At 36.0% G+C, this 17,207-nt stretch carries 14 protein-coding genes; 3 read left to right on the top strand and 11 right to left on the bottom strand.

What is annotated here, in order from left to right:
* Positions 1-13 precede the first annotated feature (13 nt).
* The gene (locus ACFEMA_RS00715) at positions 14-886 is read right to left on the bottom strand and encodes an AraC family transcriptional regulator (protein WP_411766039.1); all 873 of its coding nucleotides are present in this window, start codon (positions 884-886) and stop codon (positions 14-16) included.
* Positions 887-1,080: 194 nt separating this feature from the next.
* Here ACFEMA_RS00715 and ACFEMA_RS00720 point away from each other — a divergent pair, with 194 nt between their 5' ends.
* On the top strand, positions 1,081-1,668 hold the full coding sequence (locus ACFEMA_RS00720; RefSeq protein WP_411766041.1) for a hypothetical protein: 588 nt from the start codon (positions 1,081-1,083) through the stop codon (positions 1,666-1,668).
* A 63-nt stretch (positions 1,669-1,731) separates the two neighbouring features.
* On the opposite strand, the gene ACFEMA_RS00725 is transcribed toward ACFEMA_RS00720, so the two are convergent.
* The 10 genes from ACFEMA_RS00725 to ACFEMA_RS00770 all read right to left on the bottom strand — a co-directional run bounded on the left by ACFEMA_RS00725 (position 1,732) and on the right by ACFEMA_RS00770 (position 14,150).
* On the bottom strand, positions 1,732-2,805 hold the full coding sequence (locus ACFEMA_RS00725) for a PA0069 family radical SAM protein (protein ID WP_411766042.1): 1,074 nt from the start codon (positions 2,803-2,805) through the stop codon (positions 1,732-1,734).
* 108 nt (positions 2,806-2,913) lie between these two features.
* Positions 2,914-3,780, bottom strand: coding sequence for a hypothetical protein (locus tag ACFEMA_RS00730; RefSeq protein WP_411766043.1), 867 nt, complete (start codon positions 3,778-3,780; stop codon positions 2,914-2,916).
* Positions 3,781-3,874: 94 nt separating this feature from the next.
* The gene (locus tag ACFEMA_RS00735; RefSeq protein ID WP_411766044.1) at positions 3,875-4,492 is read right to left on the bottom strand and encodes a hypothetical protein; all 618 of its coding nucleotides are present in this window, start codon (positions 4,490-4,492) and stop codon (positions 3,875-3,877) included.
* 7 nt (positions 4,493-4,499) lie between these two features.
* The gene (locus tag ACFEMA_RS00740) at positions 4,500-5,282 is read right to left on the bottom strand and encodes an enoyl-CoA hydratase/isomerase family protein (RefSeq protein ID WP_411766045.1); all 783 of its coding nucleotides are present in this window, start codon (positions 5,280-5,282) and stop codon (positions 4,500-4,502) included.
* A 115-nt stretch (positions 5,283-5,397) separates the two neighbouring features.
* Positions 5,398-6,852 (bottom strand): ATP-binding protein, encoded by a 1,455-nt coding sequence (locus tag ACFEMA_RS00745; RefSeq protein ID WP_411766046.1) that lies wholly within the window; start codon positions 6,850-6,852, stop codon positions 5,398-5,400.
* Between the two features lie 59 nt (positions 6,853-6,911).
* Entirely contained in the window at positions 6,912-7,460 is a 549-nt protein-coding gene (locus ACFEMA_RS00750; RefSeq protein ID WP_411766047.1) for a CopD family protein, read from the bottom strand.
* Positions 7,460-10,546 (bottom strand): VPS10 domain-containing protein, encoded by a 3,087-nt coding sequence (locus ACFEMA_RS00755; protein WP_411766048.1) that lies wholly within the window; start codon positions 10,544-10,546, stop codon positions 7,460-7,462. Before ACFEMA_RS00755 ends, ACFEMA_RS00750 begins: the two co-directional genes overlap by 1 nt.
* A gap of 214 nt (positions 10,547-10,760) precedes the next feature.
* The gene (locus ACFEMA_RS00760; protein WP_411766049.1) at positions 10,761-12,116 is read right to left on the bottom strand and encodes an MATE family efflux transporter; all 1,356 of its coding nucleotides are present in this window, start codon (positions 12,114-12,116) and stop codon (positions 10,761-10,763) included.
* Positions 12,116-13,156 (bottom strand): ferrochelatase, encoded by a 1,041-nt coding sequence (gene hemH, locus ACFEMA_RS00765; RefSeq protein WP_411766050.1) that lies wholly within the window; start codon positions 13,154-13,156, stop codon positions 12,116-12,118. The genes ACFEMA_RS00760 and hemH overlap by 1 nt, the downstream gene beginning before the upstream one ends.
* 94 nt (positions 13,157-13,250) lie before the next feature.
* Positions 13,251-14,150 carry a helix-turn-helix domain-containing protein gene (locus ACFEMA_RS00770; protein WP_411766051.1) on the bottom strand — a complete coding sequence of 300 codons (900 nt, stop codon included), beginning with the start codon at positions 14,148-14,150 and terminating at the stop codon, positions 13,251-13,253.
* Between the two features lie 197 nt (positions 14,151-14,347).
* Between ACFEMA_RS00770 and hemA the strand changes: the two genes are divergently transcribed.
* Positions 14,348-15,601, top strand: coding sequence for a glutamyl-tRNA reductase (gene hemA / locus ACFEMA_RS00775; RefSeq protein ID WP_411766052.1), 1,254 nt, complete (start codon positions 14,348-14,350; stop codon positions 15,599-15,601).
* Positions 15,594-17,171: a hydroxymethylbilane synthase gene (gene hemC / locus ACFEMA_RS00780; protein ID WP_411766053.1), complete on the top strand. Its 1,578-nt coding sequence runs from the start codon at positions 15,594-15,596 to the stop codon at positions 17,169-17,171. The genes hemA and hemC overlap by 8 nt, the downstream gene beginning before the upstream one ends.
* Positions 17,172-17,207: the final 36 nt, after the last annotated feature.

Consider the following 17,207-nt stretch of genomic DNA (forward strand, 5'->3'; position numbering starts at 1 on the left):
TCTATCGCTAACATTAAGCGATACTTTTCTTTAGTTCTTTTCTGTATTTCGATGCACTTTTTCCCGTAATCTCCTTGAATATTTTATTGAAATGCGAAAAATTATTGAAACCGCACTCAAAGCAGATGTCCGTAATATTCATTTGACTTTCAGATAAAAGCTTAGTTGCATGTACTACGCGGTATTCGTTAACCAATTTAGTAAAGGTCTTACCTGTAACTCTTTTAAAGTAGCGACAAAATGCAGGCACCGTCATACTAACCTTATCTGCAATCTCATCTAATGTAATGTGTTCAGTAAAATTTTTATTGACGTATTTGTATATAATATCGATTTTAGCACTGTCCTGAGGTTCTGCTTCAAATGAAAAACCATCTGTGTTAAGTAGTGTATAGTCTTTTGATTTTGCTAAAACATGAAGGACTTCTAACAGAATTAATATTTTTTTAAACCCTTCTTTTTCGGCTAATTTTTCAATCTTTTGCCCAATTTTATTCTTTGTTTTTACACCGAACAGCAGACCATTTTTAGAGCGTTCGAGCAATTTATTAATAGCGTCCATTTCTGGGATATCAAAAAAGTGCTCTCCTAAAAATTCTGGTTTAAACTGAACTATAGTTTCTGACCCATTGATGGTCAATCTATCGGTAAATCCATTATGAGGTAAGTTAGATCCTATGAGTAACAGCTGACTGTTGTTAAAGTAAGAAATATGGTTACCAATGTGTCTCTTTCCTTGACCTTTGTTAACATACACCAATTCTATTTCGGGATGAAAATGCCAAAAAGGTTTATTCTCACCTATGTAAGCTTCATGCTTTCTAATAAAAATAGAACTCCCAAACTGAGGGCTGATTTTTTCTAAAGTAGGCTTCCTGTTGTTCATGTTGAGCTTATTAATTACAAAGGTAATTGATGCATTGCAATTTTTATATAATCAATTATCCTAAATGTGTGCTATTTTAACCAATGTGCGTGTGTTAAGAAATTATTAAGTTAATATTGAACATAAATTGATTAAAATCTATGTTTTTTAAGGATAATTCCTACCATAAATTTGTAGTGTAAATCATTAATACAATGAAAAACACAGAACCTATGAAAAAAACAATTTTTACTGTAGCTATGTTGTTAGGATTAACAGCAAGTTACGCAGGAACAACTTTAGAAAGCACCCCAAATGTATTTTCTAACGAAATTAAAATCAAAACTATAAAAAAAGGATCGCATTTAACAGTTAAAAATGCTAATGGAGGTGTTATTTATTCAGAAATCGTTTCAAAAAATGCGTTGTTGACCCAAAATTTTGATTTTACTAATCTTAAAGATGGACTCTACACAATTGAGACAAGTCATGATTTTGAAGTAAAATCCTTAAAAATAGCTGTAGCTAATAATAATGTAACATTTTTGGAAGACACTGCAACCTTATTTTACAAGCCTTTAATAAGACATGAAAAGAACAAAGTTTTAGTCTCTAAATTGGCATTAACGGATGATGCCTTGAGCGTTAAGATTTATTATGAAGGTAAAGAAATCTACTCCGAGACTAGCGAGGGCAAAGAAGTTTTTGAGCGCATATACACTTTAGACCCAAGTAAAAGCGGTTATTATTCCGTAGTTCTAAATGCAAACGATAGAAAGTACACATCATATTTTAACCTATAAAATTTTAGTTTAGTTTAGTTAATTTGGAAAGAGGTGAGTCCTTAAAGACTCGCCTTTTTCTTTTTAAAACAAAGACATTTGGCCAGTTTTATAGTGTCTGTGCAATGAGGTGTTTAGACTTGGCATAGAGGTATCTCTAAAATATTTCAACTTTGCCAACTTCAATAGATCATTGATTTGGCCAGCAATTTTCCCTTCACCACGCATTCTTATTCCGAAGCGACTCTCATTCAAAGTGCCACCATGGCAATCTTCAATTTGATGTAGAACTTTTTCGGCTCTATCGGGTAATGTTTTATGAATCCAGTCTGTAAAAATAGATCCTATAGCACCATTCAACCTAACGATAGTATGTGCAATGCTCAACGCTCCATGTTCCGAAACGGTTTTTGCCAATGGTAAAATCTCATGGCTATTGATAGAAGGGATAATCGGTGCTAACATTACATTTACTGGGATACCATTGTCACTTAGCTCCTTTACAACTTGCAATCGTTTTTTTATAGTTGCCGTTCTTGGCTCTAAAATACGACGCGTTGTTTCTGATAAAGATGTTATGGATATGTTTACTGCAACAAGATTATCTTCCGCCAACGCTTTCAGAATATCTAAGTCTCGAAGTATTAAACTGTTTTTAGTGATAATTGCAACTGGGTGCCTGTATTTTAAAAATACGTTAAGGCATTGTCGTGTAATTTTAAATTCCTTTTCGGCAGGCTGGTAACAATCGGTGTTGCCCGACATAACAATGGTTTGTGGGTTCCAGCTTTTCTTTTTTAAGAAGTCTTCAAGCAGTTTTGGAGCGTCTTTTTTTACGAGGATACGTCGTTCAAAATCTAAGCCTGCACTATACCCCCAATATTCGTGACTGTTGCGCGCATAACAATAGATACACCCATGTTCGCAGCCTTGATACATGTTCATGGAGTAGGCCATACCCACATCAGGGCTAGTCACTTTATTGACAATTGTTTTGGGAAATACGGGTAAGTAAAGGGTTTTGTTTTTGTCTACAATTTCTCCTTCCTTTTCGCAAAACTCTAAAAAATCATTGCGCATTTCATGCGAAAGTTCAAAAAAACGATTGTGAACATTTTTTTGGGCACCACGGCCTTTTATAACTGATTTGGAACTCATATAACAGAAAAAAAAATAAAAGAGAACTTTAAAATTAGGTATTCATTTTTCCAAATCCTGTTAATAACGCGTTTGCTTATCCACAAATTTTGTAAGAAGAGTTTTCAATTATTGTTTTGTCGCTATCACCTCTAATCCTGGTTCTGAAAGTGTAAGGGATTTAACAATGTCGTTCTCAATATTAAAAGAAATAGTCACAGAGGGTGCTCCATTGTAAATAAATTTGTTCTCAGCAACTTTATAAATAGCACCGCCAAAACCGCCTAAAGGTGCTAAAGACAATAACTTTCTCATATTAACAGCCACAGTAAAGCCTTCCTTGTCTCCTGACCCATATTTGTAATCACCCAAATATTTTTCTTGGTCTTTAGGACTGACATCTATATAGGTTTCCCCATTGGCATCCCCCAAAGATTCTAGATAATCAATAGTTCTTTTGAGGCTGTCTTTTTCTTTTAAAGACATGCTATCCTTCATACGTTCACCTGCATAAGCATGGCTGAGCAAACTGATGCCATGTGGTCCACAATTTTTTTGAATCCCTGGTGAAAACTCAATCATAGATTTTACGGTTTCGTAAGCCCCCAACATAGCGAAAGTATAAAGGGTAGGTCGTGCTCCTTTTTCAATTAAATACAAGGCAATATCTCGTCTTCCAACATGCGAAGCTGCTCCAATTGCAGACTCAAAATCTCCGAATCTCCATTCCCAAACCGAACGTGCAAGCTCTGGACGGCCACCAACCAACTCTTTAACTCTATCTATGTCCGCATGTGATCTGCCAACAACCTCAGCTACAATTTCTGGATCTATATTTGGAAAATGTTTAGGAACCTCAGTTCTTAAAGAACCTGTATTGAAAGTATTGTTTTGGCTATTAGAAAATATAACATTTGGAATTGCAAGTCCTAATGCCGTTAAGGCCGATGTTTTAATGGCCGTTCTCCTGTCTATTGAAGTGTAATTTCTATCCATGATAAAGCATATTGATTGACTTAGATCTTGAAGATAGAAAAATGTAAGATTAACTTATGATAAGGAAATCATAATTAACGATTTATAAAGGCTATTAATCGCACAAGAGATTATAATCTTTTACCAATTGTACTAAATCTTCAATATTATATAAGCCTGCCTCTATATATTCTAGTATTTTAGGACAATCATCAAAATATTTCTGAGCCTTAGCACTAAATAATCCTATGCTATTTGGTCCAGCAATCAATTTAGCTTTTTCTCCATCATTTCTAAAAAGGAAAAACTGAGTGTCATCATAATAAGTTACATTTTGAGGAATTACGGGGTTAGTTGAAGGAGTGCTAGTCGATTTTAAAACAGTTCTTTTAAAAAGATTAACCTTCCCTTCAATAATCAATTCCATCAATACATATTTATTCTTTTTAATTGGCACATACTTAAAGTGAGCTGTAGTAAATTCTTCATCACCAAAAACCACTTCCTCTACAGATTCATTTCCGAATTTTTCTGTCGTTGATTTTCGCTTTTTTCTAAATTTAATTTTTGTACTTCCTATAGATATTAACCCACCTGAATGTTTTGGAAATTTAACGAATCCTCTGCTTGAGCTTCCGTCATTAAAAATCACCTTTGCTGGTGTCCACTCAAACTGAGCTCCAACAGAAAGTGAGTAAAGAATGGTAATAATTAAGAATATGATCTTTCTCATAAATCACTTATTCCCCAGGGAAGTCCGCCTTTCGTTTTTCTAAAAAAGCAGAGGTGCCTTCCTTAAAATCAGCAGTACCAAAACAATTTCCAAAAGCTTCAATTTCCGCTTTAAAACCGTCAACTCCTTCTTTAAAATTGGCGTTAATGGCATTAATGGCTTGGGTAATAGCAACAGATGAGTTTCTCATAATTTTACTTGCTATCTTTTCTGCCATTGGTAATAACTCATCCTGTTCTGTAACATGATTGACCAAACCATAGTTGTAAGCTTGAGTAGCATCTATCATGCCTGCAGTCATAATCATCTCCATAGCTCTACCCTTGCCAACCAATTGTGGTAAACGCTGCGTACCTCCATAACCGGGGATCACTCCGAGAGACACTTCTGGTAAGCCCATTTTGGAGTTGGCACTTGCCAATCTAAAATGACAAGACATCGCTAATTCCAATCCACCACCAAGCGCAAAACCATTAATTGCAGCGATTACTGGAGTACTCAGGTTTTCAACAAAGTTGAATAACAATTCTTGTCCCTTAGCTGCCAATTTTCCTCCTTCTTTAACATTAAAATCTGCAAATTCACTAATGTCAGCACCTGCCACAAAAGCTTTTTCCCCACTACCGGTTAATATAATGACCTTAATATCCCTGTCGGAATCGGCATCTTTAAATGCATTATGAAGCTCTTGAATGGTTGCTCTATTGAGCGCATTTAGTTTGCTTGGTCTATTAATGATAATTGTTGCTATACCATTGGACGTGTTTAAGAGAATATTTTCGTAATTCATAATGTTGAGAAAGTTAAAGTATTCTTCGAAGATAATGAGATTTCTCGACTATGCTTAAGCTAAAGCTCCAACGACACGCGTTCGCTCGAAATAAAAGACTATTTGAAACTATATGTCATTCTTTTGGAAAGCCTACTAAAAAAGTAGTGCCTTCCCCAACTTTAGATTCAAATTTAATAGTGCCATTATAGGCTTCGACTATGTTTTTTACCATCGCCAACCCAAGGCCCATGCCGCTAGATTTGGTCGTGAATTTTGGCTCAAACACTTTATCTTCATTCTCTTCCGTTATACCATGACCATTGTCTTCAATAGCGATCAATACATTTTCATTTTCAGTTGAAACAGAGACTTTAATTTCTGGGTTTGGATGGTCGTCTGGGATAGCCTGAATACCATTTTTTACTAAATTGGTCACTACTCTAATGAGTTGTGTTCTATCAAACTTAGCAATGATTTCTTCTTCTTCGGTTTCAAACGAAATATAATGCTCGTTAAAAATATCTAATGCCATTTTTACAATCTGTACCACATTTAGCACTTCACTTTGCTGGGCAGGCATTTTGGCAAAATTTGAAAAGGCTGAGGCAATAGAACTCATCATATCTATCTGCTGAATGAGGGTATTACTATACTCCTCAACTTTTTTATGGATGTTATTATCTTCAGGGTCGAACTTACGTTGAAAGCTTTGAACACTCAGCCTCATTGGGGTCAATGGATTCTTGATTTCGTGTGCCACTTGTTTTGCCATTTCTCGCCATGCCTGCTCCCGCTCACTTGTTGCTAATTTAACAGCACTTTCTTCTAACTCATCAATCATACTATTGTAAGACTTAACAAGTGTTTCAATCTCTTCCGACGACGACCCTATTTCTATCTTTTTGTTGCGCTTTTCGAGACGAATCTCGTTCATTTTATCGCTAATGGTTTTCAGTGATCGCGTAATATATTTTGAAACAAAATATGCAAAGACTATAGCTGCTAATATCATAAAAAGATAAGCATAGCCTAAACGTAACAAAAACTCATTCAGCTCTTTACTTAAGAAATCATCATTCTCTAGATATGGTAGGTTTAAAATAGCAATATTTTTGAATTTTTCATCCGTGATATATGTATATGATGATTGAAAGACTTGTCCGTTTTCTTCTTTTTTACGAACGTATCTATGGTCTGCAGTATTCGCAAGTGTATTAAGAACCTCTGACTCTAAACAAATTGCCAAACTATCTGTTTGTAAGGCTGGAATTGAAGATTTCAACAAGTCCCCTTCTAGTGAATATAAATTAATTTGAAGCTTGTGAATATTGGCAATTTCAAAAATCTCATCCTTAAAAATAAGAGGAATGTTTTCAGTCTTAACCTCATAGGTGGTTTCCTTTATGGTGTATTTGATGCTCTCTCGAATGTTCTCTTCCTTACGCTCTAAGCGCTCTTTGTGATAATCTTGAGCTTCTTCATTATATTGATAAATAGTTACAGCCGCAATAAGCACGGAGGCTAACAATACCAATAAAATCATGGATAAAAAGATGCGTCCTCGAAGGGAAAGTTTTTTTGTCTTCATTCAAAAAATTAACATTGGACTAAATATAGCAATAATCGCACCAAAGTATGTAGAGTTTTTTAGGCCTCTGGATTCTTTTCTCGAATGCGCTTATACAATTTAAAGCCAAGCATCAATAAAATGCCTAATACCAAAATTCCTATGACCCCAAAAATCCAATTAATAGCGTTTTTCAGAATAACCAGAAAGACAACAGCAAACAAAATGAAAGTAGCACCTTCGTTCCATACCCGCATAAAGTTAGATGATTTTTTAACCACATCTTTTTGAAGTTGTTTAAAGTAAACATGGGTCATCCCGTGGTAAATAAAAAGCAACAGAACAAAGCCAAGTTTAATTTGCATCCAACCTTGATCTAACCAAGTAGGTAGTAATACTACTAAATAAACTGCAAAAAATGTGGCTAAAATTGCCGAAGGCCACGTAATGATATACCACAGTCGCTTAGCCATTAATTTTAGTTGTTTCCCTAATATTTCCTTTTCAGGAGAAGGTTTGTGATAGGCTTCAATTTGATAGATCATTAAACGTGGTATGTAAAATAGCCCAGCAAACCAAGTAATCACAAAAATGAGGTGCAGGGATTTTATGTAGTTGTAATATTCCATTAATCCTCAACAAACAGATAATTCAAGCCTTTATCATTAAAAGCAGCATTAAAAGCTTTTACCTCATCACTTAGAAGTGTATTAAAGGTATCGAGCTGCTTATTGATTTTGCCTGTCAATTCATTTTTTACAGCAATAGCCTGATCTGTTGGCGGAAAATCACCACGTCTGGTTAATGAGTTTAATCCACCTAACTTATCTGTTAATTTAATAGGGAAATTTAATGGATCTTGATTACTTCTATTTTTTGTTTGGTACAAAGCCTTTTCAATTTCAGACAATTGCTCCTCCAAGGTTTTGGCTTTTTCCAGTAAGTCCTTAACATTATCATCTCCTTTGTATTGCTTTTGAAATGCTAAAAGCTGTTTATTTATTGATCTTATTTTTTTGATAGATTTATGCGCTTTATCCACCGTAGCATTAACATCTTGTATAAAATCAAATTGTTTTTGCATTTCGGCAACTGTACTTTCCGCTCGTGGATCAGCAACGATATTAAATGCTTGGGATTGCTCATCTCCATTAACGTTTAAGCTAACTCTATAAGCACCTGGTACGGCCCTTGGACCTTGTAAGCTAGCTGCCCAAAGAATCATGCCCGGTAAGCGTTCGGCCCCATCGTAAGTCATATTCCATACAAACTGATTTGCTCCTTTTTCAACGTTTAATTTATTCTTTTTGCTTTTGGTTGAATAGGACTGAATGGTATCTCCTTTAGTGTCAAAATAAGTTAAAGAAACCTCATCATCTTCATTATACTCTTTTAAATTAAAATAGGTCATCACCCCATTAGGATGGTTAGTGCCTTCAGTTTTACTGCCTGAGCGACTTCCACCTCCCATGCGATACGTGTCTTTTGGTTTAAAGAGCGTGTTTTTACTTAAATCGGTAGTATACAATTGATGGATAACTGATAAATCATCGATCATCCAAAGGCTTCGACCTTGAGTGGCCACAATAAGGTTATTATCCTTTATCGTTAGATCTGTGATTGGGACAATCGGAAGGTTTAACTGAAATGGTTTCCAGTTTTTACCATCGTCGAAAGAAATGTACATGCCTGTTTCTGTACCAGCATACAACAATCCTTTTATCTTTGGATCCTCACGAACGACTCTTGTAAAATGCTCTGCTGAAATACCATTGGTAATTTTTGTCCAGCTCTTACCATAGTCTGTTGTTTTGTACAAATACGGCGCAAAATCACCCGTTTTGTATTTTGTCCCTGCAACATAACACGTCCCTTCATCAAAAGAGCTAGGTTCAATACTGTTAATCATCATCCACTTAGGCATCCCTTTAGGAGTCACATTGTCCCACGTATTCCCTCCATCTTGTGTAACATGAATCAATCCATCGTCACTTCCAACCCATAATAATCCTTCTTTTAAAGGAGATTCTTGTGCAGCGAAAATAGTACAGTAATATTCAACCGCAGTATTGTCTTGCGTGATAGGGCCACCGGAAGATTTTTGCTTTTCAGGATCGTTAGTTGTTAAATCAGGACTAATAATATCCCAGGATTGTCCTTCATTTTCACTCACATGCACATGTTGAGAGAATGTATACAATCTTTCAGGATTATGTTTAGAAAAAATGATTGGGAAGTTCCATTGAAAGCGATATTTCATAGCCTCAGCACCTGCACCCATGGGATTGTCTGGCCAAACATTTATTGCCCTTACAGTTCCCTTATCATGATTTACTCGGGTTAAATAACCCCCATAACTTCCCCCATATACAATATCATTGTTTTCAGGGTCGACTGCAATGTGAGCAGACTCACCACCAGCTGTAGATTCCCAATCGTCTTCAGAAATGCTTCTTCCATCTGTTCTATGAGGAATTCGTATTGTTGAATTATCTTGCTGTGCCACATAAATCCGATATGGGAAAGCATTATCTGTGGTTACCCTATAAAATTGAGAGGTTGGCTGATTGTAGTAGGTACTCCATGTTTCGCCTCCATCATAAGTAACTTGAGCTCCCCCGTCATCACCAATAATCATACGTTTGGAATTTTCTGGAGCTATCCATAAATCGTGATGGTCTCCATGAGGTGCTCTATAGGTACTAAATGTTCTTCCTCCGTCTTCACTTTTATGATAGGCAACATTTAATACGTAAACGACATCAATATCTTCTGTGTCTGCATACACACGCGTATAGTACCAGGCGCGTTGACGTAACTTACGTTCGCTATTTACTTGTGTCCAGCTATCACCACCGTCATCACTTCTGTATAAACCACCTTGGTCCTTATTTTCAACCATTGCCCAGACACGTTGGTTATTTATTGGTGACACGGTAACTCCCATAATTCCTAAAATACCTTCAGGAAATCCTTTTTTCGTAGAGATTTCAGACCATGTCTCACCACTATCTGTACTTTTCCATAAGGCTGAACCTTCTCCCCCCGAACTTAAACTATATGGGGTTCTTTGGACTCTCCACGTTGAAGCGTATAGTATTCTTGGATTCGTTGGATCCATTATTAAATCCACAACACCAGCATGTGCATTTGAAAACAAGGTTTTTTTCCAAGTTTTGCCGCCATCTGTACTCTTGTAGACTCCACGGTCATCGGTTGGCTTGTAAATATTCCCTAAAACACCGGCATAAACAATATTGTGGTCATTAGGATCAATAGCTATTCTAGGCACATGTCTGGAATTTTTCAATCCCATAGACTGCCAAGTTTTACCAGCATCAACGGATTTCCAAACACCATAGCCAGAAGACACATTTCCTCTTACTGTCTTTTCACCACCACCGACATAAATCACATTTGCATCGCTTTTAGCAACCGAAATAGATCCGATACTTCCACCAAAGAAACCGTCAGAAATATTTTCCCATGAGCGACCTCCATCTGTTGTTCTCCAAATCCCCCCACCAGTAGCTCCAAAATAGAATAAATTAGGTTTTCCTGGCACACCTGTCACAGCTGCGGATCGCCCACCCCTAAAAGGACCAACTAGTCTGTATTCTAGAGCATCATATTGAGATTCATCGAAATTTTGGGCTTCAATATTAGAACATAAAGAAAGAGATAAAAGACCTACAAAAAGTATATGTAAACGCATTTCAAAAAAAGATTGGTTAATGAATCCTAAAAGTAAACAATTTCTTGAACTCTTCTTTCCACAAAAGCTTATGCTTTTCTATTCGTTGCAAATCAAATTGAATGTTTAAGGGTTAAAATTTTTTACTTTAGATTCCGAATCACGTTCGGAATGACATTTTTTGGAAACCCATAAGCAAAGCTTCTGGGAATTATTTTTGAATACGGATTATAAATTACTCTGTCTCCTTAGGCCGTAAATTTAACTTTACCTCTCGGTTGAGAAAGAAACCAGTAACCAAGGTAGATAATACATCTGCAATAGGAAATGATATCCAAACCCCTAATTCTCCATAAAATTTTGGAAGTATTAGTATTAAAGGGATAAAGAAAATACCCTGTCTTGTGAGCGTTAAAAGCAAGGCAGGTATTGCTTTACCAACTGCTTGAAAATAGGCAGCTCCAATTAACTGAACTGCAATAATTGGTGTAGCAGCGAAAACCCATCTCATGGCTGGAGGAGTTTCATGTAGCACCTCCTTGTTTTGGGTAAACATGCTGGTTATGGCTTCGGGAAAAACCATTAAAAAAACAAAGACAACTGAGCACAATAACGCTGCATATTTTATAGCTGTATTGATGCTCAACCGGACTCTATTATATTTTTTTGCTCCATAATTAAAGCCAGCTATAGGGAGAAATCCTTGTGTAATACCATATACAGGAAACAGTGCAAACATCAGCATCCGACCGACAATAGCATAAGCCGTAACCGACGTTTCACCACCCAATTCAAATAAAATATTATTCATTAATAAATAGGTGACACTAACAATGGCTTGGCGACTTAGGGTAACAAAGCCTAAAGACCCTATTTCCTTTATAATTGGAACATCTAATCCAAAATGCTGAAGGCTTATTTTTAATTCAGAATGTTTAGAGATGAAAAACCAAAGAATGAATAAAAAACATAAAATGTATGACCCTGTTGTTGCCCATGCCGCACCTTCCATTCCCCAACCAAACAGATTAATAAAAACATAATCTAAAAAGAGGTTTCCAACAGATGGGAATAGCATGGCGTACATTGCCATTTTAGGCTTGCCTTCTGCTCTAATGACGGTATTTCCCATCATGCATAATGCTAGAACTGGAACTCCGTACAAGACAATACGGTAATATATTTTTGCAGGTTCAAAAATGGCTCCCTTACCTCCAAAAGCCGGAATGATATCATTAATATAATAAAGCCCAAATGAGATAAAAGTTAATGTAAAAAGTAAGGTTAAGGTAATTTGATTTCCAAAAGTTTTTAGTGCTTTAAGGTGATTGTTGGCTCCTAATGCCCTTGAGATAATACTTGAGCCACCAACCCCAATCGCCATACCTAAAGCGGCAATGAAAAATGAAACTGGTAAAACGACATTAATAGCTGCAATAGCTGTAGACCCAATCCAATTACCAACAAAAATGGTATCGACCAAGATGTTTAAGGACATCACCAAAATACCAATTGATGCAGGTACTGCTTGTTTTACAAGGAGTTTTCCAATTGGTTGTTGCCCTAAATCTTGTGAAGATACCTTTGCCATTATGTGGTTACCGCTTCTTTTTTAGAGGCCCACTCTTCAACCATATTTGCAAGTACTTGAGTAAAATCATCACGGTCGTTTAGACACGGAATCACAGTAAATTCCTCACCTCCTACTTCATGGAAAATTTCTTCACCTTCCATTGCTATTTCTTCTAAGGTTTCTAAACAATCACTAACAAAAGCCGGTGTTACGATAGCCATTTTTTTTATGCCTTCTTTACCCATGCGTTCAATGGTTCTATCCGTGTAGGGTTTTAACCATGGGTCAAATCCAAGTCTTGATTGAAACGTTGTTGAATACGTACCGTTTTTTAATCCTAATTTTTTAGCGACGTTAACTGTAGTTATTTCGCATTGGTGACGGTAACAAAACTCATGTTGTGGACTGCCCATTTTAAAACAGCATTTGCCATTCATTTTACAGTTGCCGTTTGTAACATCACTTTTACGGATATGACGTTCAGGAACACCGTGATAGCTGAAAAGAATATGTTCATAGTCTAAATCTTCAAGTTTTTCAGCGATACTTTTGGAAAGTACATTGATATAATCTTGACGCTTATAAAACGCTGGAGTACGAGTGATTTTTAACTGCGGAAAGTGTTCGGCAACCAATTCGTCAACCTTAACATCAATCGTCTCGGTAGTTGCCATAGCAAACTGTGGATATAACGGAATGGTTTTTACTTCTGTACACCCTTGGTCAACCAATTCTTGAAGCCCTTTTTTAATGGTCATACTGCCATAGCGCATCGCCAATGCAACAGGATATTCTACTTTGCTTTGTAGCTTCTCTTGAAGACGTTCGGAAATGACAATCAACGGTGATCCTTCTTCCCACCATATTTTTTGATACGCTTTTGCTGATGCTTTTGGTCGTGTGTTTAAAATAATGCCTTTTACTAAGAGTGTACGTGCCCAGTATGGGACATCGATAACACGCTCGTCCATTAAAAACTCTCCCAAATACCTCTTTACATCCTTTGGATTTGGCGAATCTGGAGACCCAAGATTGACCAGTAAAATGCCTTTTTTCATTATTTAATGATATGAAATGCAAAGATACGACCCAAATAGGAAATGCTTTTGAAATGAGCCATTGTATTTTATAATAGTCCCATTATGATTGTTATTATTGAACATTCATAATATACTTCTTCGGCGTCGTACCATATTTCTTTTTAAAAGCTGCAATAAAATGACTTGCCGTACTATACCCTACTTTTAAACCTACTTCATTGACATTATAATCACCAGACTCTAATAATTTTCGGGCCACCTCCATTTTATAATCAAACAAAAAGCTATATACCGAATCCCCATAGATTTGTTTAAATCCTTCTTTTAACTTTTTAAGACTCAATCCAATCATTTCGGATAGTTCTTTTAATGACGGAGGTTCTGCCATTTGCGCAATGATAATATCTTTAGCTTGTTTTAATTTTGCCACATTATCCTCATCTACCAAAAATGGACATTGCTGTATGTCTGCCTCTTCATTTCGATTAAAGAACAAGCTTAATAGTTCATAAGCCTTCCCTTTTAAGTATAATTGCTTTATGGAACTGTTTAAATTAAAGCCTAAAACCTGATTTAAAACTACAGCCATTGACGGATTAATAACACCATCCTTATAGTATTTTTTGTTTCTATTTTCATCCGTTAAAAATGTAATATAATTAGCATCTTTAGAAAATAAGGTGTGAAATTTTTTGATGGATATGATAAGAGAAGCCATCTCTGTATTTGGCTGTAACTCTAAATAAATAGGCAAGTCTCGTTCAGGGTTGTACAGTAGCAGAGACATCTCCTTTTTTATATCTAGTCGATAATTACCGTTGTTAAACACAAAGGTTGCTGACCCTTTATTACAAAAATGAAACTGAATAAAGCTACTATCTATCTTACGCTCAACAATTTCAACGTCAGCACTTTCATTCTTATACGTCAATATAAAAAAGCCGTCTTCAAGCACTGTTTCATCTACAGAACCTTTGGCGACATTTTTTTCTTTTGTTATCTCTGATTTCATTTTGTTTTATTTAGATTCATTCTAAACAAATTCGATAAAAAGCGTTCAAATATCTGCTAAAATAACGTATTCCTAGATATTTTATCAAAACATCTTCTTAAAAAACCACTATCGATACTTTAAGTTCTTTTAGCGTTATTTTTTCTGTATCACTCCAATTATTTTTGCATTGCCTTTATTGAAAAGGCTCATTTGATATGCAGACTCAAGAAACAAACACACATTTTTATGCCGTTGGTCTTAGCTATAAAAAAGCTGACGCAGAAGTCCGTGGGCATTTTAGTCTTGATGACACCGCCAAAAAAAGGTTACTCAAGCAAGCAAAATCTCAAGGTGTTGAAGCTCTCGTAGTTGTTTCTACTTGTAATAGAACAGAATTGTACGGATTTGCAGAACACCCTTATCAACTTATTCAACATTTATGCAACAACACTCAAGGTACTGTTGAAGAGTTTAGGGAAGTAGCCTATATCTTAAAAAATAAAGACGCTATTGCTCATATGTTTAGAGTAGGGTCTGGATTGGATAGCCAAATTTTAGGCGATTTTGAAATTATAGGACAATTAAAGTACGGCGCTAAACAATCTAAAAAAGAAGGATTATTAAATGCATTTATGGAGCGTTTGGTTAATGCCGTAATACAAGCCAGTAAGCGCATAAAAACTGAAACTAAATTATCATCTGGCGCAACGTCTGTTTCTTTTGCCTCTGTCCAATACATTTTAAATACCGTCACTAAAGTTTCCAAAAAGAACATTTTACTTTTTGGCACTGGTAAAATCGGTAGAAACACCTGTGAAAATTTAGTAAAGCATACCAAAAACCCTCATATCACCTTAATCAATAGAACCAAAGAAAAAGCGGATGCTATAGGAGGTAAATTTAATCTTTTGGTTAAAGACATTAATGAGCTTAAATCCGAATTAAACGCTTCAGATATAGTGATTGTAGCTACTGGCGCTAACGAACCTACCGTTTACAAATCACTGATTGACACTGAGAAACCCCTTTTAGTTTTAGACTTATCCATTCCTAAAAATGTTAATGAGGATGTCTTAGATTTAGAGCATGTTACTTTAGTACATTTAGATGATTTGGCTAAGATTACAGATGACACCTTAGAAAATCGTAAATCTCACATCCCAAAAGCTGAAGCGATTATTGGTGAGATTATGACCGACTTTAATTCTTGGATAGATACTTTAAAGTTTGTACCAACAATACAAGCATTGAAACACAAGCTAACTGATTTTAAAAATTCTGAATTGAATACGCAACGCAAAAAGTTATCTGATTTCAACGAAGATCAGGCAGAATTAATTAGCAATAATATCATTCAAAAAATCACGAATCACTTTGCTCATCATTTGAGAGAGGACACCAATTCTTCAGATGAAAGTCTTACGCTTATCAAAAAAATATTTCAGTTAGAAACTAAAGAGAATGTCTAAAATTATTCGCATTGGCACACGCGACAGCCAACTCGCTTTGTGGCAAGCTAAAGCCGTACAAGCACAACTTGAACATCTTGGACATAAAACAGTTTTAGTTCCAGTAAAATCTACAGGGGATCTCGTTTTAGACAAGCCTTTATACGAACTTGGTATTACTGGGATTTTCACCAAAACTCTAGACATCGCTCTTCTTAATGAAGAAATTGATATTGCCGTCCACTCGTTAAAAGATGTACCTACGCTATTACCAAAAGGCATTGTTCAAGCAGCGGTTTTAAAACGAGGTAATGTTAATGACACCTTAGTCTTTAAAAAGAATGAAGAGTTTCTATCCGCTAAGGATGCTGTTATTGCTACAGGAAGTTTACGACGTCGTGCACAATGGCTCAATCGTTACCCAACCCATACTGTGGTGGGCTTACGTGGCAATGTCAATTCACGACTTCAGAAATTAGAAGACAACGATTGGAATGGTGCCATATTTGCTGCAGCGGGCATAGGACGATTAAATCTTACACCCGAAAATTCCATTAACCTAAGCTGGATGATTCCTGCTCCTGCCCAAGGAGCTGTAATGGTTGCTGCTTTAGAGGCTGATGATGATATTCTTTCGATGTGTTCTGAGATTAATCATGAAGAAACAGAAATCTGCACCACAATTGAACGTGAATTTTTAAATCGCCTCGAAGGTGGCTGTACAGCGCCCATTGGAGCCTTAGCTTTTATAAAAAACGAAGAGGTCAATTTTAAGGGCATTTTGTTAAGCAAAGATGGAACACGAAAAATTGAAGTTGCCAAAGTTGCTCCTTTAGGTAAGCATGAAGGCATTGCTGAATTTTGTGCAGATTATGTGATTGATAAAGGTGGTAAAACGCTTATAGATCAAGTAAAACGAAGTGAACAGAAAACAAATATTTACTCGACCAAAACCTTGACTGACGATCAAATGACACTCTTTCACAATAACGTTGTTGCCGAAAGTAACGATGCTATTAAAATTAGTTTAAATCGCATCCCAAAAAGTGTCGTTCGTAATGAAATCCAAAATGTCGTTATTACAAGTAAAAATACAGTTGAAGCCTTATTGACTAATTTTTCAGCTCCAGAGTTACAATTTAAAAACATCTATTGTGTTGGGAGACGTACCAAAAGACTTATTGAGAAGCGTATTGGTAAAGTAAAACACATGGCTGCTAATGCTAAAGAATTGGCGGAGTACTTAGTAGAATATATTGAAGGTACAGAAGTGACTTATTTTTGCAGCGACTTAAGGATGGATGATTTACCAAACATCTTACATGAGAATAATATCACTGTAAATGAGATAGAGGCTTATCAAACTAAATATGATGCTTTTCAACTTAAAGAACCTGTTGAGGGAGTATTATTTTACAGCCCTTCAACTGTGGATAGCTTTTTAAAGAAAAATAAAGCCAATGCTATTGCTTTTTGCATCGGTGAAAGCACTGCTAAAGCTGCACGCAAGCGATTTGATGATGTTAGAGTTGCTAGAATCCCGACAGTAGAAAGTGTGATTGAATTGGTGAATGAGCATTATGTGAGTTAGCTGTTGGCTGTTGGCTGTTGGTGTTGGTGTTGGTGT

This window comes from Winogradskyella sp. A3E31 (assembly GCF_046720935.1).
GTDB lineage: Bacteria > Bacteroidota > Bacteroidia > Flavobacteriales > Flavobacteriaceae > Winogradskyella.